20 protein-coding genes are annotated in these 20,282 nt (G+C 44.5%); all 20 read right to left on the reverse strand.

All coding sequences use genetic code 11. The features are described 5' to 3' along the window. Positions 1-16: 16 nt before the first annotated feature. Entirely contained in the window at positions 17-862 is an 846-nt protein-coding gene (locus ACXACN_RS10995; protein WP_474964426.1) for an ABC transporter ATP-binding protein, read from the reverse strand. A gap of 252 nt (positions 863-1,114) precedes the next feature. Then, positions 1,115-1,771 carry a hypothetical protein gene (locus tag ACXACN_RS11000; RefSeq protein WP_474964428.1) on the reverse strand — a complete coding sequence of 219 codons (657 nt, stop codon included), beginning with the start codon at positions 1,769-1,771 and terminating at the stop codon, positions 1,115-1,117. Positions 1,772-1,909: 138 nt separating this feature from the next. Continuing rightward, entirely contained in the window at positions 1,910-2,092 is a 183-nt protein-coding gene (locus ACXACN_RS11005; protein WP_474964430.1) for a hypothetical protein, read from the reverse strand. Positions 2,093-2,225: 133 nt separating this feature from the next. Further along, the gene (locus ACXACN_RS11010; RefSeq protein ID WP_474964431.1) at positions 2,226-3,413 is read right to left on the reverse strand and encodes a PDZ domain-containing protein; all 1,188 of its coding nucleotides are present in this window, start codon (positions 3,411-3,413) and stop codon (positions 2,226-2,228) included. Positions 3,414-3,523: 110 nt separating this feature from the next. Then, positions 3,524-5,023, reverse strand: a complete 1,500-nt coding sequence (locus ACXACN_RS11015) for a S41 family peptidase (RefSeq protein WP_474964432.1) — start codon at positions 5,021-5,023, stop codon at positions 3,524-3,526. A 497-nt stretch (positions 5,024-5,520) separates the two neighbouring features. Further along, positions 5,521-6,207 (reverse strand): cell division ATP-binding protein FtsE, encoded by a 687-nt coding sequence (ftsE, locus tag ACXACN_RS11020; protein ID WP_474964434.1) that lies wholly within the window; start codon positions 6,205-6,207, stop codon positions 5,521-5,523. Between the two features lie 226 nt (positions 6,208-6,433). After that, on the reverse strand, positions 6,434-6,844 hold the full coding sequence (cccB, locus tag ACXACN_RS11025; RefSeq protein ID WP_474964435.1) for a cytochrome c551: 411 nt from the start codon (positions 6,842-6,844) through the stop codon (positions 6,434-6,436). Positions 6,845-6,895: 51 nt separating this feature from the next. Beyond that, the gene (locus tag ACXACN_RS11030; RefSeq protein ID WP_474966855.1) at positions 6,896-7,735 is read right to left on the reverse strand and encodes a YitT family protein; all 840 of its coding nucleotides are present in this window, start codon (positions 7,733-7,735) and stop codon (positions 6,896-6,898) included. Positions 7,736-7,962: 227 nt separating this feature from the next. Next, positions 7,963-8,844, reverse strand: a complete 882-nt coding sequence (galU, locus tag ACXACN_RS11035; RefSeq protein ID WP_474964436.1) for a UTP--glucose-1-phosphate uridylyltransferase GalU — start codon at positions 8,842-8,844, stop codon at positions 7,963-7,965. Between the two features lie 103 nt (positions 8,845-8,947). Further along, a protein-coding gene (gene prfB, locus ACXACN_RS11040) for a peptide chain release factor 2 (protein ID WP_474964438.1) occupies positions 8,948-10,052 on the reverse strand; the annotation gives its coding sequence in 2 pieces (ribosomal slippage) (positions 8,948-9,979 and positions 9,981-10,052; 1,104 coding nt in all). A gap of 68 nt (positions 10,053-10,120) precedes the next feature. Then, positions 10,121-12,634: a preprotein translocase subunit SecA gene (gene secA / locus ACXACN_RS11045; RefSeq protein WP_474964439.1), complete on the reverse strand. Its 2,514-nt coding sequence runs from the start codon at positions 12,632-12,634 to the stop codon at positions 10,121-10,123. Between the two features lie 120 nt (positions 12,635-12,754). Continuing rightward, complete coding sequence (locus ACXACN_RS11050; RefSeq protein WP_474964440.1) at positions 12,755-12,937, reverse strand: hypothetical protein; 183 nt, start codon at positions 12,935-12,937, stop codon at positions 12,755-12,757. 195 nt (positions 12,938-13,132) lie between these two features. Beyond that, the gene (gene hpf, locus ACXACN_RS11055) at positions 13,133-13,690 is read right to left on the reverse strand and encodes a ribosome hibernation-promoting factor, HPF/YfiA family (RefSeq protein ID WP_474964441.1); all 558 of its coding nucleotides are present in this window, start codon (positions 13,688-13,690) and stop codon (positions 13,133-13,135) included. Between the two features lie 208 nt (positions 13,691-13,898). Next, positions 13,899-15,305: a cell wall-binding repeat-containing protein gene (locus ACXACN_RS11060; protein WP_474964443.1), complete on the reverse strand. Its 1,407-nt coding sequence runs from the start codon at positions 15,303-15,305 to the stop codon at positions 13,899-13,901. 137 nt (positions 15,306-15,442) lie between these two features. Beyond that, positions 15,443-15,826: a DUF8042 domain-containing protein gene (locus ACXACN_RS11065; RefSeq protein ID WP_474964444.1), complete on the reverse strand. Its 384-nt coding sequence runs from the start codon at positions 15,824-15,826 to the stop codon at positions 15,443-15,445. 13 nt (positions 15,827-15,839) lie between these two features. Next, positions 15,840-16,190 (reverse strand): flagellar protein FliT, encoded by a 351-nt coding sequence (fliT, locus tag ACXACN_RS11070; RefSeq protein WP_474964445.1) that lies wholly within the window; start codon positions 16,188-16,190, stop codon positions 15,840-15,842. Then, positions 16,190-16,579 carry a flagellar export chaperone FliS gene (fliS, locus tag ACXACN_RS11075; protein ID WP_474964447.1) on the reverse strand — a complete coding sequence of 130 codons (390 nt, stop codon included), beginning with the start codon at positions 16,577-16,579 and terminating at the stop codon, positions 16,190-16,192. Before fliS ends, fliT begins: the two co-directional genes overlap by 1 nt. A gap of 22 nt (positions 16,580-16,601) precedes the next feature. After that, positions 16,602-18,143 carry a flagellar hook-associated protein 2 gene (locus ACXACN_RS11080; protein ID WP_474964449.1) on the reverse strand — a complete coding sequence of 514 codons (1,542 nt, stop codon included), beginning with the start codon at positions 18,141-18,143 and terminating at the stop codon, positions 16,602-16,604. A gap of 12 nt (positions 18,144-18,155) precedes the next feature. After that, the gene (gene flaG / locus ACXACN_RS11085; protein ID WP_474964450.1) at positions 18,156-18,515 is read right to left on the reverse strand and encodes a flagellar protein FlaG; all 360 of its coding nucleotides are present in this window, start codon (positions 18,513-18,515) and stop codon (positions 18,156-18,158) included. Between the two features lie 498 nt (positions 18,516-19,013). Continuing rightward, on the reverse strand, positions 19,014-20,261 hold the full coding sequence (locus tag ACXACN_RS11090) for a flagellin N-terminal helical domain-containing protein (protein WP_474966856.1): 1,248 nt from the start codon (positions 20,259-20,261) through the stop codon (positions 19,014-19,016). Between the last annotated feature and the right edge of the window lie 21 nt (positions 20,262-20,282).

Raw genomic sequence — 20,282 nt, forward strand, 5'->3', positions numbered from 1 at the left:
ACATTGCTTTTTGAGATTATACCGTTTGGGTTTGTTTTTGCTGAGCCTGAGCTTCTGCCTGTGCTTGTTTGATCAAACAGCGCCCTTTTCCATGAGGAATACACATCGGTGTTCCGAAAAGAGGATCCTCTCTGACATCACATAACATTTCAAATACATGCTGCATCATGTCACAAGTCACGACATCCTCCGGTTTTCCTTGTGCGAAAACCGTTTTATCCTTCACGGCGATAATATGATCCGCATAGCGGCTCGCCAGGTTAATGTCGTGAAGCACCATGACAACGGTACGTCCATTGTCCTTATTGAGATCAAAGAGTAAATCTAAAATTTCAATCTGGTGCGTCATATCTAAATAAGTCGTCGGTTCATCCAAGAGGAGAATATCTGTATCCTGAGCAAGTGTCATCGCAATCCACGCCCGTTGACGCTGCCCACCAGATAGAGAATCAACCGCTCGGTCTTTCAACTCCATCAAGTTCGTATCTTCAAGCGCACGCGTGACAGCCTTCTCATCTTCGTCCGACCAGCGTTTTGCGAACCCTTGATAAGGATAACGGCCTTGTTTGACTAGCTGATAGACGCTGAGACCTTCAGGCGTTGTGGGGCTTTGCGGAAGAATCGCCATCTTCTTCGCCACATCTTTCGTACGCATCTTAGAAATATCCGCACTATCCAGCACAACTTCTCCTGATTTTGGACGTAATAAACGAGCCATCGAACGAAGCAAAGTAGATTTACCGCAACCGTTTCCACCAATGAGTACGGTGACTTCACCTTTCGGGATCGTTATATCCAATGAATCTATGATGATGGAATCTCCATAGCCTAGGGTTAAATTATTTGCCAACAGGGTATCCATATCTGACCTCTCCTTTATGTCTCACGAAATCTATCGCTGTTGGAGCTACACGAAAAATCACGAATTCTATAGATTTTCTCTACTCTCTAGTTTATGGGCTCATACACCTGCTGTCAATGAATTTGAGAATCATTTTCATCACTGGACTGTGAAAAGTCTATGCATCATGACGAGGAATGAGAACCGGTCACCAGCTGATGGAGAGGACATGCAGTCCACGAGTTCTACAGCCATGGAGACTACTTTTTCAAGTTATAGATGGGAAGCTCGTACACTCCTGATTAATTGCAAATATTGAACATCACCTAATCCATATGCCTGAAACGTCCCGATCATCCACTCAACAAGCTTCTCCTCAGGTACCCCAGGGTGACTCTTGATGAACGTCACAAGTTCACTGTCCTTGTCCCTGTAACGAAAAAATAAGTGTATGCCTTTTTCAAGTGACTGGAAGGGAACATGGGAAGGAAAATCCCTGTTTATGAGGACCTGTTTATACATTGAATGGAACCCTTTGACCTGAAGCGAGTACGTACGGATCGGCTCAAATTGTTGAGTGACTAAACAGAGTTCGACTTCCCCTTCATAGCCGATTTGGTCCAGCCATGCCAGTAAAGTAAGGAGATTGATTTGGCAGAACATGTCTTCATCAAACCATAACTTGAGATGATCCCGCTCCTCATGAAAGACCTCCTCGAGATGCTCTACTGTGGTTCGTCTGTATTCATTCTCAGAAACGCCGTGCGTCACAGCCCTGTTTTTTATAAATTCTTTCGAAAAGATCGTTTCACAGGGGGAACCGGCACACATCGCTTCATTGAAAGGAATCATCGGCTCACTTTCTAGACGGTTTGTCCGTTGGAAAGACTTTTTCATTTCTTCACCATTCAAAATGTGTAGCGTTGCCAAGAAACCCACTCCTTCATAAACTTCTAGTCAACCCCCAATAACCGCTTGTAAAATCAGGCCTTCAATTGTTTTATGTAAAAAAAGAGACTCCGCTAGAGTCTCTCCTAAACGCGCTTTTCCGGCTATGAAATGAGCATTTTACAATTCACTTTCTCGGTTACTGGAAAAGTAGGTATACACGATATACCCGATAATGATGACAACTCCAACCCCTTTGACTGTCCGATAACCCACATGCCCTGCGGCGAAGTCATAAATTAAAAACCCGATCATAGCTAACGCACAGACAACAAAGATGGCTAACTTCAATTTTGAGTTCATAGGTCTCCTCCTTGAAGGCTTTCTTTTCATTACCCAGAGGAGGAGGTAGTAAACATATATTGGAAAAAGCACCCTTCATTTTCAAACAGAATCTATTAGTGACTATAGGCAAACTTTGCAAGAGAGAATGAATTTAGAAAAATCCTACCGATGCCTCATGAGTGGCCGGTTCAACGAAAACGAGTCCAAGTTCGTAGTGTTCTCCTTCATACATCGCCCGCTGCACGTAGCGGTTTTCTCCCCGTTCATCACGCACTTCCATTTTCGTAAACGCTCCTGAATTTTGCAGCGCTTCATAAAATTGATTCTCCGTACGTACAGGAATCGTATTCACACGTTCTATGACTTCACCAGGTGTAAGCCCCATCTGATCAGCGGGCCCTCCTGGGATTACGCCAAGAATACGTATGCCTCTTTTCGCACAAGAAAAGAACGGAGTCTTCTCTTCACGAATCCGGTGCAGGACGAATATGAGCTCACGTCCAACGAAACCAATCATCGCAGCCGCTAGGGAAAGGGCATCAACGAAAATGCTTCCGACAGAAATCCCTAGTACAACGATGGCTAAAAGAAAAACGTGCCGGCCCATCGTTTTAGCTGCGGACACCGGGGACTGGCCGCGTGCTTTCCATTCCCATCCCATGACAAAAGGTATGAGGATGAGCCCGTATGTATCTTCACCAAACGACAGAAGCGGCCACCATGGCGCAAACGGCTCGATCATTCCCCCTGGCAGCAACGCTAGAAATGGAACGATGGTCACCCTTCTTGATCGGTGCTGACCGATCCACATGCCACGCGTCCCTTTCAACCGTTCAGGATACGTTGGAGCACCGGTTGTGCGCAGCATCAGAATCGATTCGGTTAGTAAAAGAACAGCCATCACGACCGCCAGTGTCTGGAGAGGCGTATCCTGAAGTGTGCCTACCCAGTCGTATCCACGGACGGACTCAGGCAGGTAAGGGATGACAAGCAAGACTAAATAACTTAAGCCAAGTGTATATGCGGGCGAGTACCAACTTAGACGCCCGGTTAAACTGACAATCAACAGAATCCCTGCGAAGAGAAGAAGCAAAGGATAACTGAAGACCATTCCTCCACCAACGGCCAACCCTGATAAAAGGAGGCCGCTTAGGAGGGCCGTCCCCCACGTTCCTTTCCACTCGGTAAAACGATCAAAGATTCTCGTACCGAAGGCTGCTCGTTCCTCTTTCACACGCTTTCCAGATAAGAGGAAGATCATTCCTAAAGCTATGTATAAAAACGGGAGGGTGAACATCATCCCCACCCCTTTTGCAAATTCCATCAACCAAACGTCCAACATGATTCTCCTTTCAAGTCGTGTCGCTCTCTGTTGTCGATCACTCATAACGAAAAAATCCGCAGTCCCAGACTACGGATATATTTCGTCATCGAGCGGCAAATTCCTGCTTATTGAAACAAGACCTCGACCGCTTTTTGCATTTGTTCGTCGTTCTTTTCGTCTCTCACTTCTTTAATGATAGCTTCTTCAAGCTTACCGCCGGTCTTCTCGTCAACGACTCCTGTCGCTTCAAGACCCGCTTCTTCCTGGAACGCTTGGACGGCAGCTTCTGTTTCTTTACTGAAATAACCGTCCGTTCGGCCAGGATCATGCCCGAGACCTTTCAACATAACTTGGATGTTTTTCACTTTTTCATCATTGTCATTGTATTGGAATGGCTCTTCCACTTCTACCGGGTTCGTGTAAAAATATTCCGGCTGCTTCACTTTTACTGTCGGTTCGATTCCTTTTTCATGAATCCAGTTGCCATCCGGCGTCAACCACTTGAACAAGGTCAGCTTGATTGTACTGCCATCGCCCATTGGTAACGCCTGTTGAACAGTTCCTTTACCGAAACTCTTCGTTCCGACAAGATCATAGCCGCCAGCTTCCTGCATCGTCGCAGCAAGGATTTCAGAAGCGGATGCACTTCCTTCATCCATCAAAACGGTAATCGGATACGGCTTTTTCTCATCATTTTCAGAGAAATAGCGCGTCTTCTCTCCTTTTCGATCTTCGACCTGGACAATCGGCTTATCTTTTGGAATGAACTCTTTCAATATCTCCTGAACGTCTGTGAACAAACCACCAGGGTTTCCGCGCACATCAATGACAAGGCCGTCCATCCCATCCTTTTCAAGCTTCTCTAACGCTTCATGGAACTCATCGGAGGTCTTCTCAGAAAAAGAAGTGATTTCGATGATACCGGCTTTTTTACCATCGACTTCTCTTGTATTGGTGTACACTGTTTCTAATGGAATATCATCCCGGGTGATATCGATGTTCAGCGGTTCACTGACCCCTGGGCGGTCGATTTGCAGTGTCACTTCCGTCCCTTTTTCCCCACGGATCTTCAGAACAGCTTCATAAAGGTCAAGACCTTCGACACTGTCGCCATCCACTTTTAAAATTTGATCATTCGGCTTCAAGCCCGCTTCTTCAGCAGGGGAACCTTTGATGGGTGCGACGATTGTCACTTTATCATTGACCATGCTCACTTCCGCACCGATACCCTGGAAAGAAGATTCGATCGTCTGGTTGAACTGCTCCATCGTTTCAGGGTCCATATACACACTGTACGGATCCTCAAGGGTGTCCAGCATGCCCTGGATGGCCCCTTCTACCAGGGTGTCTTTATCTACATCTTCCACATAATTTTCTTTGATCGTACTGAATGCCTGCTCCACTTTTTTTAAATCAGTGTTGCCAGACATGCTTTGTATGAATGCCTTTTGTTCCTCTTCTGACAGACTCCCAAAGTTCTCGGCATCTTTATCTGCGTACTGTTCGGATTGTGCCTGTCCGTTCGTGCCGTCAGCGAAGTACTCTATTCCTATGTAAGAGCCTGCCGCTCCAAATAGGACCGCTAGCGCCATCAACAGCGCAACGTAGCGCGGTTTTATATTCATCGCATTCACCCTTCTATTTTTATATTCATGTTGCCTCTATACTAGCAAAAAAGCGCCTTCAACGTAAATCAACGATTATTCCTTGAGTTAACATATGCCAGGAATGACTATAGCATGTCCATTTCATTATAGGACATCCCCACCTATCTATCTACCAGTAATTGCAGGAGATGGGAGAATGATAGGATTTTTTCGGATGCCTTCTGTGTGGTTCCAGATATGAGAATCCGATCGGCGGTACCACATGTTTGGTTCTAAGTCTTTGGTTCCAAGTCTTTGGTTCCAGGTACAGAGTTCGCACTGGGGGTACCGGGTACAACAGAAAATTGTGGCGTACCTGGAACCAATGAACCATGATTCAGTGCCAGGTACAGTAGGAGTGCTTGCCAGTGCTTGCCAGTGCCTGGCACCAGAAAGGCACCGAGAAGAAGAAAACAGTCGCCGGGCTTCACCAAAAAAGAAAAGACCATCTCCATACCGAGACAGTCTTCATGCATTTACATTTCGTATCCATATTCTCCATTGCTTTGGTCACGAACGACCATGCCGTCTTCAATCGCGATGACACGCTTTCGGATCGTGTTGACGATTTCCTGACTGTGGGTCGCCATTAAAACGGTTGTCCCCGCTGTGTTGATTTCTTCGAGAATGTGCATGATCTCCCAGGAGGTCTCCGGGTCCAGGTTCCCTGTCGGCTCATCAGCAATCAACACTTTCGGATGATTGACGATAGCCCGGGCAATGGATACACGCTGCTGCTCTCCTCCAGAAAGCTCATCTGGAAGGAAGCGTGCTTTGTTTTTCAAACGAACTTGGTCGAGCACGTCCATCACACGACGACGGATGTTTTGTGGGTTTTCTTCAATCACTTCAAGCGCAAACGCTACGTTTTCATAAACAGTAAGCGTAGGTAATAGACGGAAGTCCTGATAAACGACACCAATCTGACGGCGCAGCATTGGAATGCGACGCTGTTTCATTGTTGATGTGTCCATATCGTTTACGAGAACCGTTCCTGTCGTCGGCTTTTCTTCTCTGTAGATCAACTTCGTAAATGTTGATTTACCAGCACCACTCGGCCCTACGACATAGACGAATTCTCCCTGGTCAATTCTAATATCCAAGCCATTTAAAGCTGTGACGCCATTTGGATAAGTTTTATATACTCCTTGCATCTTAATCATATAAAATCACCTGTATCTCTCATAATGTTAAGTCAGTTGTCTTCTCTCTTGTCTACAAACACATACATTATAACATTAATTTTCGATCTATTTAGACATGAAATTATTACAATTGTTTTTCATGTAAAGGCTCTCACACGTGAGATGAGGTTGAAAACACAACATAGGATAATCTTTATGGGGACAAAAAAAGCCTGGTTGCTTAACCAGGCTTTGCACTAAGTACTTATTTCATTGTCGCAAGCCAACTGGCTACAAGCTGGGCATCGTCATCTGACACTTGACCTTGAGCCGGCATGCCGCCTTTACCGTTTTTAATGATGTCTACAATTTCATCAGCCGAATACTTGGAACCTACTTCAGTAAGCGCTGGTCCCATTCCACCGCCAAGTTCACCGCCGTGGCAGCTGGCGCAATTGCCTTGGTACACTTTTTCAGCTGCAGCTGTATCGACGGTCTCGCCGTCACCACTGTCTGACGTGCCTTCTTCTGTGCCTTCTCCCGCATCTTCACCCGTTTGTTCTTCTGTCGTTTCATCGTTCGTGTTGTCATCTGTCGCTCCTTCGTCTCCGCCGCCCCCACAGGCGCTCAAGACGAGGATCAGTGCTAAAAATAAAGCAGATAATAATTGTTTCATTTCTGTATCCCCTCTCGTATTTTGATGAGATATAGAGATATTATAACCGAGTCACGAGGTTTTGAAACCCTCTCCTAGCACCTCGGTGGCATTCATCGCAACGACAAACGCCCCTGGATCAACCGTTTTTACGGTTTGTGTCAATTTGATGAATTCATTTTGCTGGACGACACACATGACGACCCTCCGCTCCCGGTCTGTATAGCCGCCAGCACCACTCAACACGGTAACGCCACGGTCGATTTGTTCGAAAATGGCGGAGCGCACTTCATCGACATCCTCGGTAATGATCATCACGTTTTTCGACGTGTTCAAACCTACTTGTACAAAATCGATCGTCCGACTGGTCGCAAATAATCCAATCAACGCATACAACCCTTCTTCAAGCGAGAAAACAATGGCCGACGTCAGCACAATCATCCCGTCCAGTAAGGCGACACTTACCCCAAGCGGCAGGTGGGTGAATTTGTGCAGAACTTGAGCAGCTAAGTCAATGCCGCCTGTCGATGCCCGTCCTCTAAAAACGATGCCAAGTCCAAGTCCGACTCCCATTCCTCCGAAAATCGCGCCAAGTAAAGGGTTGGGTGTCGCTGGTGCCATATCACTTGATAAAAGGACAAACAAAGGCAGGGTAACGGTCCCTACAAATGATTTCAAACCGAAGTTTTTCCCTAATATCATAACACCCATGATGAACAAAGGAATGTTCAACACCCACTGGACGACGCCCGGTTCCCAGCCAAACACGCCTTTTGTGATCGTACTGACACCCGCAACCCCTCCAGAGGCAATATTATTAGGTAATAAGAATAAATTGAAAGCTAATGCTACGAAAAAAGATCCAAGAATGACCAAGCCATAATCCAGTGCTTGCCTGAGTGCCGGTGGCATCGGCTCCCGTCGATATTTTTTTGCCATCATCATCATGCTGTTCGACTCTCCCTATGTATCGTTCTCCATAAACCGTAAGGAGTATAACACTAGGGAAAACTCCTGTAAATGAGAGTAAAATAACGTGTTAACACGGTAAAGGAGCAAGATGTCGTATTCCTATTAGCTTTTACTTGCGAGGCACTTCTATACGAAAAGCGGCGAGTCCTAAGACCCGCCGCTGGCTTCTATGATTTCATTGATTCTTGTTTTTCCATAATCTCCGCTAATAAAGCAAGAACATCGTCCCGCATATTTTCCCGTTCCATCGCAATAGCGAGGGTCGTTTTTATAAATCCGAGCTGATCTCCGACATCAAAACGCTCTCCTTCGAACTCATAGCCGTAAACAGGCTGATCCAAGTTCAAACGCTCGATAGCATCAGTTAACTGGATTTCTCCGCCTCTTCCCTCATCTTGCGTTGCAAGTAGATCCATAATTTCAGGTGCAAAAACATACCTGCCGATTATCGCTAAGTTTGACGGCGCTTCACCAGCAGCAGGCTTTTCAACAAAATGCTTCACTTGATAGCGTCTGCCTTCTTGTTTCTCAGGTGCAATGATTCCGTAGCGATCCGTTTCGTCTTCCGGCACTTGTTTGACACCAATAACGGACGATTGTGTTTCCTCATACTGGTCGATCAACTGCTTCAGGCAAGGTTCATCCGAGCGCACGATGTCATCCCCTAGCAGCACAGCAAATGGTTCATCTCCGATAAACTTGCGTGCACACCATACGGCATGTCCAAGTCCCTTGGGTTCTTTCTGACGAATATAATGAATGTCGACTTCAGCGGATTGTTGTACTTCCTCTAACAGATCAAGCTTTCCTTTTTTATAAAGATTATCCTCAAGCTCAAACGCATGATCAAAGTGGTCCTCAATCGCACGTTTCCCTTTTCCTGTTACGATGATAATATCCTCAATACCGGATTGAATGGCTTCTTCCACGATATATTGAATCGTCGGCTTATCGACGACCGGAAGCATTTCTTTCGGCATCGCCTTCGTTGCGGGTAAAAAACGTGTGCCAAGTCCTGCTGCAGGAATAATCGCTTTTTTCACCTTCATTCTCTATTCGCCCCTTTGTATGTAATTTAACTTAATAGTAGCAAAAATACGTAAAAGTGAACAGAAAAAATAAAGACCCTCACCGTAGTAAGGGTCTTTCGAATTATTCATCCATTTTAGAACGGAGGTAAGAGTTGATGAATTTATCAAGGTCGCCATCCATTACGCCTTGGGTGTTCCCAACCTCTTCATTTGTACGATGGTCTTTGACCATGGAATAAGGGTGGAACACATAAGAACGGATTTGGCTTCCCCACCCGATTTCTTTTTGCTCCCCGCGGATATCATCAAGCTGCTGCTGTTGACGTTCGATCTCCAGCTGATAAAGCTTCGCCTTCAACATTTTCATCGCCTGTTCGCGGTTTTTGATCTGGGAACGTTCGGACTGACACGTCACGACCGTATTTGTCGGCAAGTGGGTAATTCGGACGGCAGAGTCTGTCGTGTTGACGTGCTGACCACCGGCACCACTGGAGCGGTACGTATCAATTTTCAAATCTTCCGTACGAACATCGATTTCAATTTCATCGTTGAACTCTGGCATGACTTCACAGGATACGAATGACGTGTGACGGCGGCCGGATGAATCGAAAGGAGAAATTCTGACAAGGCGGTGTACGCCTTTTTCCGCTTTCAAATAACCGTACGCATTGTGTCCTTTAATAAGAAGCGTCACACTCTTCACGCCTGCTTCATCACCTGGGAGATAGTCCATCGTCTGAACAGAAAAACCTTTTTTCTCTGCCCAGCGCGTGTACATACGAAGCAGCATGCTCGCCCAGTCTTGGGACTCGGTACCACCGGCACCTGGGTGAAGTTCAAGAATCGCGTTGTTCTTGTCGTATGGCTCACTCAACAGGATGTTCAGTTCGAACTGATCAAGATCTTTCTTCAGCTGCTGCACTTCCTGTTCGAGATCCTCGCGCAATTCCTCATCATCTTCTTCTTTGACAAGCTCATAAGAAACTTCAAGGTTCTCATGGGATTCCTCATGCTCTTCAAGTGTATGGACCAATCCTTTCAGTCCATTCACTTCATCAATGACTTTTTGAGCTGTATTCTGGTCGTCCCAGAAGCCTGGCTCTGTCATTTGTTCTTCTAGTTCTGCAATACGGGTTTTTCTTTGATCGACGTCAAAGAGACCCCCTGAAGTCCGCTAATCGATTAGCTGTATTATCCAATGCATGGCGGATTTCTGCCATATCCATATCAATCACTCCTATAGGATTCTTTACACAAGGGAAGACACCCTCTTGAAAGAGAGTGCCTCAACCTCTTATTTTCCGTGACAATTTTTATATTTCTTCCCGCTTCCGCAAGGACATGGATCGTTACGACCAACATTGTCCTTTTTCACGAGCGGGGTCTTTTTCTTCGGCTGTTTATTTTCGCTGCCGCCGGAGACGGCCTGCGCCCCTTGAGCAACCTCTTGACGCTGCAGGTTGTTGCGGATTTGTGCCTTCATGACATAGCGGGAAACCTCTTCATCAATATTGGCAACCATCTGTTCAAACATACGGAAGCCTTCGAAATTATATTCACGAAGCGGATCATTTTGACCATAAGCACGCAGGTGGATTCCCTGACGCAGCTGGTCCATCTGATCGATGTGATCCATCCACTTCTGGTCGACCGTACGAAGCAGGATGACTTTTTCAAATTCACGCATCTGTTCAGGTGTAAGTTCTTCTTCTTTCTCGTTATAACGCTCTTTGATCTTTTCAAGGATCAGCTCCTCCATTTCCTGAGGATCTTTTCCTTTCAAGTCATCCACCGTTACATCGCCTTCATGCAGCAGGTTCGCACGCAGGTATTCGACGAGGTTTTCAAGTTCCCAGTTTTCCTCTTCTTCCTCACTTGTGTGTGTAGCCACCGTTTGAGAAACGGTACGCTGAATCATTTGTTCAATGATTTCACGCAAGTTTTCGGACGTGAGTACATCATAGCGCTGCTTGTAAATGACCTCACGCTGCTGACGAAGAACATCATCATAAGAAAGGATCGTCTTACGCGCATCGAAGTTGTTACCTTCTACACGTTTTTGTGCAGATTCAACAGCGCGGGAGATCATCTTACTTTCGATCGGTTGAGAGTCGTCCATACCGAGACGGTCCATCATGCTGCGAATGTTGTCAGATGCGAAACGACGCATCAGTTCGTCATCTGTCGCAAGGTAGAACTGGGACATTCCCGGATCTCCTTGACGACCGGAACGACCACGTAACTGGTTATCGATCCGGCGGGATTCGTGACGTTCTGTACCAATAACAGCTAGGCCGCCTGCTTCGCGGACACCTTCCCCGAGTTTGATATCCGTACCACGACCGGCCATGTTCGTTGCAATCGTTACCGCGCCTTTTTGACCCGCGTTCTCAATGATTTCCGCTTCCCGGAAGTGGTTCTTCGCGTTCAAGACATTATGCGGCACGCCCGCTTTGTTCAAATAACGGGAAATGATTTCAGAGGTTTCAACCGCTACGGTACCAACAAGCACCGGCTGTCCATTTTCATGGCGCTCCTTAATGTCCTCTACAACGGCTTTGAACTTGCCATCCATCGTTTTATAAACGAGATCCGGCTTGTCATCACGGATGATATCACGGTTCGTCGGAATAACGACGACGCGCATATTATAAATGTTCAGGAATTCCTCTTCCTCTGTCTTCGCTGTACCGGTCATACCGGAAAGCTTTTCATACATACGGAAAAGGTTCTGGAACGTAATGGAAGCAAGCGTCTGGCTTTCGTTCTGGATTTCAAGCCCTTCTTTGGCTTCAATCGCCTGGTGCAAGCCATCACTGTAACGGCGCCCTTTCATCAGACGACCGGTGAACTGGTCGACGATAACTACTTCGCCATCTTCTACAACATAATCGGTATCCTTCTGCATCGACGTATGCGCCTTAAGCGCCTGGTTGATGTGGTGAATCAAGGATACGTTGGAAAGGTCGAACAAGTTCTCGATCTTGAAGAAGCGCTCAGCCTTGTTGATTCCTTCTTCTGTCAATTGAACGTTTTTCGTTTTTTCGTCATACGTGTATTCTTCATCCTTCGCAAGCAAGCGGACAAAAGAGTTTGCTCCCTGATAAAGGTCGGCGGATTTTGCAGCCGAGCCACTGATGATCAATGGTGTACGTGCTTCGTCAATCAAGATTGAGTCGACCTCGTCAATGATTGCGAAGTGAAGCGGACGCTGAACCATCTGCTCCTTATAAAGCACCATGTTGTCGCGCAGATAATCGAAACCGAACTCGTTGTTCGTTCCATATGTGATATCGGCTAGGTAGGCTTCACGCTTTTCATCTTTAGACATGCCGTTTGAATTCAATCCGACAGTCAGTCCAAGGAATTGGAAAAGCTCACCCATTTCAGTCGCGTCACGGCTCGCCAAATAATCGTTGACCGTGATGACGTGAACGCCTTTTCCAGTAATCGCGTTCAAGTATGCCGGCATCGTAGAGGCAAGTGTCTTACCTTCACCGGTTTTCATCTCGGCGATATTTCCCTGGTGAAGGGCAATCGCACCCAAAAGCTGTACCCGGAACGGGCGCATCTCAAGCACACGTTTAGAAGCTTCGCGTACGACTGCGAAAGCTTCAACTAACATATTATCTAGGTCTTCGCCATTCTGATAGCGTTCTTTAAATTCTTCTGTCTTATTTTTTAACTCATCATCAGACAATTTTTCGATTTGCGATTCCATCGCTTCAATGTCATCTGCGATTTTATCCAATCGCTTCAATTGACGTGTATTATCATCGCCAAAAATTTTCTTTAAAGTACCAAGCATTGCAACCGCTCCTCTATTGAATTCCGATCTTCGGTTGAATAGTTTAATCCTCTATCATCATAACACTAAGAGAAGCGGCCTGACAATCAGAGACATAGGACCACGGACACCGATGAAAAATTATGTAGAGGGTGTAAAAGAAAGGGGACGTTCGCGGATCATCTGGTGTTCCACTCCGAGCTGCCTGCGGTCCAAATCTGTAATGCGACGATTCGTCGTCCCGATGATTTCCACAAGCTGCGCAATCGTTTCTTCCTGCTGGTTCAAGCGCTTATAAATGTACTCACATTCCTGGCTGTTCATTCCATCACCTCCTGATGTATCCTTTATACGACACCTTTCAAAAAAGAGCGAATCTATAAAAATCCATTTTCTGCTTCACTTTAAGGTTAAAACTCCTTTTTCCTCTAGCAAAATTTCTTTTTTTTGGCCCGTACTTTAGTTATAAAAACTAAAAAACGCCCCTGCAGAAGCAGAGGCGCACTTTCTATCAAACAATCAAGTTTCGATCAAACCATAACGGCCGTCACGACGTTTATAAACGATGTTCGTTTCATCTGTATTCGCGTTTGTAAAGACGAAGAAGTTGTGTCCAAGCATATCCATTTGCAATGCTGCTTCTTCACTATCCATTGGTTTCAAATCAAAACGCTTCGTTTTTACAATTTCAACATCAAAATCATCATCAAGCGTTTGTGTTTGCTGCTGAGCTTCACGCTCAAGCTCGGCAAAGACGTATTTCGGAGCACCCTCTTGTCGGAACTTACGATTCACCTTCGTTTTATGCTTGCGAATTTGTCGTTCCAATTTATCTACCACAAGGTCGATGGCAGCGTATAGATCTGTGTTGTGTTCCTCAGCACGAAGAAGTAGATTCTTCATTGGGATTGTGACCTCGATAGTCTGCTCATCATTATAGACACTTAGATTAACGTGTACCTCGGAAGACGGCGGAGTGTCAAAGTAGCGTTCAAGCTTGCTCACCTTTTTCTCCACATATTCTTTAATAGAATCCGTCACTTCCAAGTTTTCACCACGAATGTTGTATTGTAGCATTAGAAGTGTCCTCCTTTCATCCTTATGTGATATATATTCTATCATACCCACAGCCTTTCCTGCATAAACTTTCGAAAAATTTTGTCTAATTTGTGTCGGTAATTGTTGGGAAATGTCTCATTGAATAGAAAGGAAGGCCTTTTCTGGATAGTATTTTGTCAATTTACTAAATAAAAAAGGAGCCCGTGTAAAATAGGCTCCTTAACATTTATTCGTATATGGACAAAATATCTTCCTCTACACCTTCACCAACAGCAGCTTCTCCACCAAAGATTTGGAAGTATGTCGTTTGATGATCGGTGAAATACTGCTTCACTTCTTCATCGAGCTTACTTTTTGGTGTCAGCAGCAATGGCTCTTTCACTGCATGTACAGACCCTGCTAACGCATCTGCGAAGTTTGAACCTGTGGCAAGACTTACGGACTGCGTCTCCATATTGAAGTACTTCGCAACGGCTAAGGAAGTCGCATAGCGATCTTTCCCTGAAATACGATCCGCATTTGGAAGCTGACGGTACACCTGATCACTAACGACACCTGTCCCGCCAACGACATACGTCTGATTGTAATGACTGAGGACGCTCTTTGTGGCTGCTGGTATACTTTCTTTCTTCGTCAATAGAATCGGCATTGCTTTTCCGGCGGCAGCAGGAGCAATTGATAGAGCATCTGGAAAATTCCCGCCATAAGCAACCACCGCCTCATCGGATGGAGGTAGATGTTCAGCAATGGCTACCGACGTTTCGTAACGATTCTTTCCAGAAATCCGTTCAACATCAAGGTTCAGTTCATCCTTGATATAATCTTCTACGTCTCCGGAAATCGCGCCTGTGCCTCCAAGGATGGTGACATGTTCAGCATCCAATGTCGATAAAACCTGTTCTGTTATATCCGGCAATCTTTCTTTTCGCGTTAACAAAATAGGAGCATCCAGATGTTCCGCAAGCGGTGCACCTGCAAGAGCGTCAGGGAAGTCCTGTCCTGTTGCCAGAACGACATTTTTGGAAGGGAGCCGGCTGCTGTCCTGCCTTGCTATATTTGCAGCCGTCCAATAGCGATCTACTCCCCAATAACGATTGATTCTCGGATATTTTTCAGCCACATCGGAAGCTAACGTATAGGGAATCCCATTATCCAAATTGGCTTCGTCAATAACTTTCACATAATAGGTTCCTGGATCTAAAAAGAATCCACCAGTATATCCATATTCACTGTTATATTCTGAGTAGCCGGCGACTACCTTTCCATCGGCATCATACAATTCCGCGTCTAAATCCATCTCTGTGTTATAAGCACCATCCACCATAGAATATAACATCAAATGGAATTCAACTCGGTGATCCCCATTGATTTCGAATGTGAAATAGTCTTCATCTTCATCTGTTAAATACCCTTGCGCCCACTTATTCTGTGCCAGTGAATTTGCTGCATCGATAGAGTCATTTGGCTCTTCCTCCTCAAGATCTTCCACGTTACTCGCCTCTAAAGTTACACGATCCGTATGTATAGAACGCTTCGAATCATCATCCATCTCTGCAGACACTTCTCCTAGAGGATTCATAAGTACACCAGCCGATAACAATAAGGTTGCGGCCACCCCTGTCATTTTCAACATCTATTCGATCTCCTTTCCTATGTAAAGGTAGAGGGTTAACGTACCAATGATTCATAACCCCATCCATTGTGGGATTATATAGGAGATTAATCTCAAAATCTACCATAAAAAAGAAACATCCCTCATGGATGCTTCTTTTAGTGGGCAATATAAGGTTTCACGAATACTTCCATCCGAGTACGCCAACTTTCAAATGCAGGGAGCACATGCTCAACCAACAACTGATGTCTTTCTTGTGCAGTTTCGTGATTGAACCACCCTTGCAGATGATTGACGATTCCATGAAAATCAAGGATTAAAGTTTGAAGATCTTCATTCCCGTTAAAAAGTACCTCCATCTGATCATGGCTGCGGCTGATTTGTTCCAAGCTAAGAAGCACGTCCTGAAACACCTGTTTCGCCATTGGAGTTTCTTCTGTTTTCATATGATCCTCTAAATATTTGAGCCCTTCACTAATGGTACTTAACAGCTCATCATACCGCTCTAGCATTTCATGTTGTTCTGCTGTAAGTTCTGACAAAAAATCACCTATTCTACTTTTTATGGTCTACATACGTTCCATCATAACCCGAAACGCTCTGGTAAGGGTTGACATAGCGTTGCTTGCTGGATTTCTGTTTCTTTGCATTGCGCATATCACGCTTCAATCCGTCAAAAAGAAACTCAAGCTTCTGGTTCACTTTCAAGTCACGACAGATGACTTCCTGAACCATCTCCTTTTCCTCCTCGGTCGGTTGAGACAAGTGCTCAAGCATCGCTTCCCTCTTTTCGAGAAGAACATCCACTTGTTCTATAATAGCAGCACGATTCTTTTCGTGTATAGAGCGATGGACAAGCTCATCCAGTTCCTTTGTGATTGACAAAAAATCAGGCCAATCAGCCATCAAGCGTTGCCACCTTGTCCATATTGGGATTTCCGTGCTTGCAGTATGACCTGCTTCCACGTATCCCTGAATTCCTCAACAAGGCCTTGGACTTCATCCAAAATCTCCACATCATTAGCCATGTTCGCTTCCATCAACCGACGGTTCATGTAATCATACAATGGCATAATCTCTTGGGTGATGCTATACTGCTGATCCATCGTCACCATCAGTTCCTGAATGATTTTCTGAGCTTTTTGGATGTTGGTGTTCTTCTTCTCAATTTCCTGACTCTCCATAGACTTCCGGGCCACTTTAATGAACTTGATGCAACCATTATAAAGCATCAACGTCAATTCGCCAGGCGAAGCTGTTTCTACTGAATTATTTTGATAGGCTTGAATAGACATCTAGCCGACACTCCCTTTTCCATTAACCGAAGTTCTGCATAATATAAGCAGATTGCTGGTTCATTCTTTGAATTGCTTTTTCCATCGCACCGAACTCACGCCAGTACCTATCTTCAATTTGAATCAATCGATCTTCAAAATCATCCATCTCTTTGTTCAAATCCTCAATCCTCCGCCCAAGTAAAAAGCTGCTATCCACGGTGGTGGATTTCCCAGCTTTCTTCTCAATCGACTGGACGGTGTTATCAATGGTTTCTTCCAAACGGCGAGCAACACCAGGATTGGCATCAGTTCCGGAAAATAACTTGTGAACAGACGCTGGATCTTGACTGAGAGCTGTCCGTAAATCATCTTCGTCGATGAAAAGTTTGCCTCCATCTCTATAGTTCGAGGAGGTCGTAATTCCAATCTCAGACATCATACTGAAGGCACCGTCATTCTCAATCGGTGTATACCAATTTGTCCGCATCTGATTCAATCCGCTTTCAATAACTGAGTCATTGCGGAGCATGCCGCTTTTCGCTTTCTCTTCCCACAACTCGATTTCCCGCTCTTCCATATCTTCTTTCTGCTTTTCTGTTAAAGGAGGGAAATCACGGTATCTCTTTTCATCTGTCTTTCCGTTGAGGTCTTCAATGACCTTGTTGTATTTATCAACAAATGCAACAATTTTATCTACGGCATCGTCAACGTTGTTTGAGACATTCACTTTGATATTTCCATTTGTGACATCATTGAACTGGAAGTTGACCCCGTTCAAAGTATATTGATTCGAGTGCGATGTAATTTTCAATCCGTTATTATATGTGAATTGAGCATTTTCTCCGCCTTCTTCATTCAACTTCCAAGTCCCAGAGGAATTATCACCATTTTTAATATCTAGAGTAGTCGATAGAAATTTCGCATTTCCATCAAAGCCGATTTCAGCTCCTAAAAACTCATTTTCATCCTGGTTGAAGTTACCCGTCACTGTACGTTCAATCATCACTTGATCTGCGTTCTTATCGTAAAAGGCACGAACACCTAAATCAGAATCACTAATCTCTGACAGGATGTCATTCAACGATTTATCACCGGTCACATCAAACGACTGGGTATTCTTTGAACCATCTTCATTGTAAGTTGTAATCGAAAACGTTTCTCCAAGCGTTAGTCCGTGTTTGAAGTTTCCTGTCTGAGTACTTAGGTTGGCGTTAGGGTCCAGCGTTTTCCCATCTGTTGTAATCGGACTTCTGCTGTAGTTATACGCCGAAGTCGCTACCTGTTCCACGCTGAGTGTATAGTCACCATTTCCAGCTGATGCAGTGGCGGTCGCTGAAACGGCAGGATAGGAGGAGGTCACGCTCTTAGAATTGAACGTCCGTTGCAATTTCATATCAAAAGCGAGCGTATCCAGCTCGCTCAGCTGCTTATTCACATCCCGATACGCATCTCGCTGCCACGTCAGCCACTCACGGTCCTGCTCCATCTTATTTAACGGCTGCCGTTCCGCTCGCATCAAATCATTGACAAGCTTATCAATATCCATGCCGGAAGCTAAGCCCCCGATTCGCATATCACTCATCTTCTCACCTACTTAGATTTTTTCATCCACCATAATACCCATGGATTCTATGATTGAAGCGTATAAATCCAGCATTTTTCTTGGCGGTATTTCTTTAATAATCTGGTCTGTTTGATTGTCAACTAGAGTTACATAATATTCTTCTAGCTTTTCATGGAATTGAAAACGGAGTGAGGTATCCAGCTTTTTCAATATTTCATTCATATTCTCAGTCGCTTTTTTTAATTTTTTTTTCTGATCTGAAATAGAGAGTTCACGATTTGAAATTTCGTTTTTATTTGTTTTCTCCTGAACCGATGAATGGACACCACGTTGTTCTTGATTTCTCTGCAGGAGTTGTGAGTGAGATGAAATTCTATTTAGGTTCACCATCAACAACTCCCTTTTTTATGTAGTTTCTTTTTATATCGGATGGAAGATATTTTTGTTGAGGAAATTAAAATATTCATGAAGAGAGTTTTGGAAACACATTAGTAGTTAAGTAGTTAACGATGAACAATAAAGCTAGTTACTTACAAACGGGTTTTAAGTCAATGGTTTTGGGGGAAAACTCTCCTACTCCTTATCCTACTTGAAATTCCTTTTGAAATTTCTTAATATTGATTCAGTAATACCTCCAAACGAAGGCGATCAATCCATGGAAAGCCAAATCCTTGATGGCATTGTTTGATTATTTAATTCTTGTATGAACCCATCGCTTTACAAAAGTATGCTTTATACGTCAGATATGAACGCATCCCTCAGGTACATGTCACCATTTCCACCTCTTCCCCTTTCCTTGTTTGGTTTAATCCAAATTTTCAAGAACGCCAACAGATATTATTTCCTTAAAAAAGGACCTCAGTATTGAGGTCCTTTCTGTGTTTATTATTATCGTAGAAGTTGAAGAACTCCTTGAGGTTGTTGATTTGCTTTTGCAAGCATCGCTTGAGAAGCTTGAGAAAGAATACTTTGTTTTGTTTGATTCATCATTTCTTTTGCCATATCTACATCACGAATGCGAGATTCCGCTGCAGTTAGGTTTTCAGAAGATGTCTGCAAGTTATTAATTGTATGATCTAGACGGTTTTGTGTTGCACCTAACTTCGAACGTTCTTCTGATACTGTAGAGATTGCCTCATCAATTACACTAACAGCCGTAGCCGCTTGACTTTGTGTACCTACTTGAAGATTACGCACACCCAGCGCATCTGCACGCATATCTTCAATTCCAAGGCTAATTGTTTGACCTTCATTAGCACCTATTTGGAATGTTTGAGAATCATTGTTAGAAACATCGTCAGCCTCCGTTGATGTTTGGAAGTTAGAGAGAGCGTTAGATGCTGCCTCTTTTCGAACACCAGCAGCACTTTTCACTTCAATCGATAACCCATTGATTTGATTCGTTTTACCGGCGGTTTGAGCTGTAGCAGTAAAAGTATTGCTACCATCAACAATAGCAAAGGAGTTTGAGGCATCAGAGAGTGCGGTAGCCAGAGTACCTAATGTTTCAGTTCCTGCGTCTCCAGCCGATGATAAAGCCAGGGATGTTGAGTGTTGTGTTCCGTTTACAGACCAAGTAGCTGTAATTGTATCTCCATCGGCAATCCCCACACTATTACCATCTGAATCTTTAACTGCATCTAAAGTAGTAGCAGTAACCATAGTACCTTCCATCGAGTTAGTAGTTTCGTGAGCAGTTGCAGTACCTGCATCTGAAATATCCCCATTTAATAGGCTCTTTTTGTTAAACTCAGTTTGTTCCCCAATACGTTGGATTTCTTCACCTAATTGATTAATCTCATCCTGAATATTTTGGCGGTCTTCTGATGTATTTGTATCGTTTGATGATTGGACTGCTAACTCACGCATACGTTGTAAAATAGAATGAGTTTCATTAAGCCCACCTTCTGCTGTTTGAATCATAGAAGTTGCGTCTTGAGAGTTCTTAGCTGCCATATCCAATCCGCGAATTTGTCCACGCATTTTCTCAGAGATTGCAAGACCCGCTGCATCATCTGAAGCGTTGTTGATACGAAGACCAGATGATAATTTCTCCATAGAATTTTGATTAGCTTGGTTTGCTGAACCCATCTGACGGTATGTGTTAAGTGCAGCAATATTATGATTAATTCTCATTTTAAAAATTCCTCCTTGAAA

The sequence above is a fragment of the Halobacillus sp. AWM4_238 genome, assembly GCF_056158265.1.

Excerpts from the sequence above, each read along its gene's own strand:
- cccB (WP_474964435.1), bottom strand. The coding sequence starts at position 6,844 with ATGAAACAATTATTATCTGCTTTATTTTTAGCACTGATCCTCGTCTTG.
- ACXACN_RS11050 (WP_474964440.1), bottom strand. The coding sequence starts at position 12,937 with ATGAACAGCCAGGAATGTGAGTACATTTATAAGCGCTTGAACCAGCAG.
- fliT (WP_474964445.1), bottom strand. The coding sequence starts at position 16,190 with ATGGCTGATTGGCCTGATTTTTTGTCAATCACAAAGGAACTGGATGAG.
- hpf (WP_474964441.1), bottom strand. The coding sequence starts at position 13,690 with ATGCTACAATACAACATTCGTGGTGAAAACTTGGAAGTGACGGATTCT.
- ACXACN_RS11030 (WP_474966855.1), bottom strand. The coding sequence starts at position 7,735 with ATGCCACCGGCACTCAGGCAAGCACTGGATTATGGCTTGGTCATTCTT.
- secA (WP_474964439.1), bottom strand. The coding sequence starts at position 12,634 with ATGCTTGGTACTTTAAAGAAAATTTTTGGCGATGATAATACACGTCAA.
- ACXACN_RS11005 (WP_474964430.1), bottom strand. The coding sequence starts at position 2,092 with ATGAACTCAAAATTGAAGTTAGCCATCTTTGTTGTCTGTGCGTTAGCT.
- ACXACN_RS11060 (WP_474964443.1), bottom strand. The coding sequence starts at position 15,305 with ATGTTGAAAATGACAGGGGTGGCCGCAACCTTATTGTTATCGGCTGGT.
- galU (WP_474964436.1), bottom strand. The coding sequence starts at position 8,844 with ATGAAGGTGAAAAAAGCGATTATTCCTGCAGCAGGACTTGGCACACGT.
- ACXACN_RS11090 (WP_474966856.1), bottom strand. The coding sequence starts at position 20,261 with ATGAGAATTAATCATAATATTGCTGCACTTAACACATACCGTCAGATG.
- flaG (WP_474964450.1), bottom strand. The coding sequence starts at position 18,515 with ATGGTGAACCTAAATAGAATTTCATCTCACTCACAACTCCTGCAGAGA.
- ftsE (WP_474964434.1), bottom strand. The coding sequence starts at position 6,207 with ATGATTAAGATGCAAGGAGTATATAAAACTTATCCAAATGGCGTCACA.
- ACXACN_RS10995 (WP_474964426.1), bottom strand. The coding sequence starts at position 862 with ATGGATACCCTGTTGGCAAATAATTTAACCCTAGGCTATGGAGATTCC.
- ACXACN_RS11080 (WP_474964449.1), bottom strand. The coding sequence starts at position 18,143 with ATGAGTGATATGCGAATCGGGGGCTTAGCTTCCGGCATGGATATTGAT.
- fliS (WP_474964447.1), bottom strand. The coding sequence starts at position 16,579 with ATGTCTATTCAAGCCTATCAAAATAATTCAGTAGAAACAGCTTCGCCT.
- ACXACN_RS11015 (WP_474964432.1), bottom strand. The coding sequence starts at position 5,023 with ATGAATATAAAACCGCGCTACGTTGCGCTGTTGATGGCGCTAGCGGTC.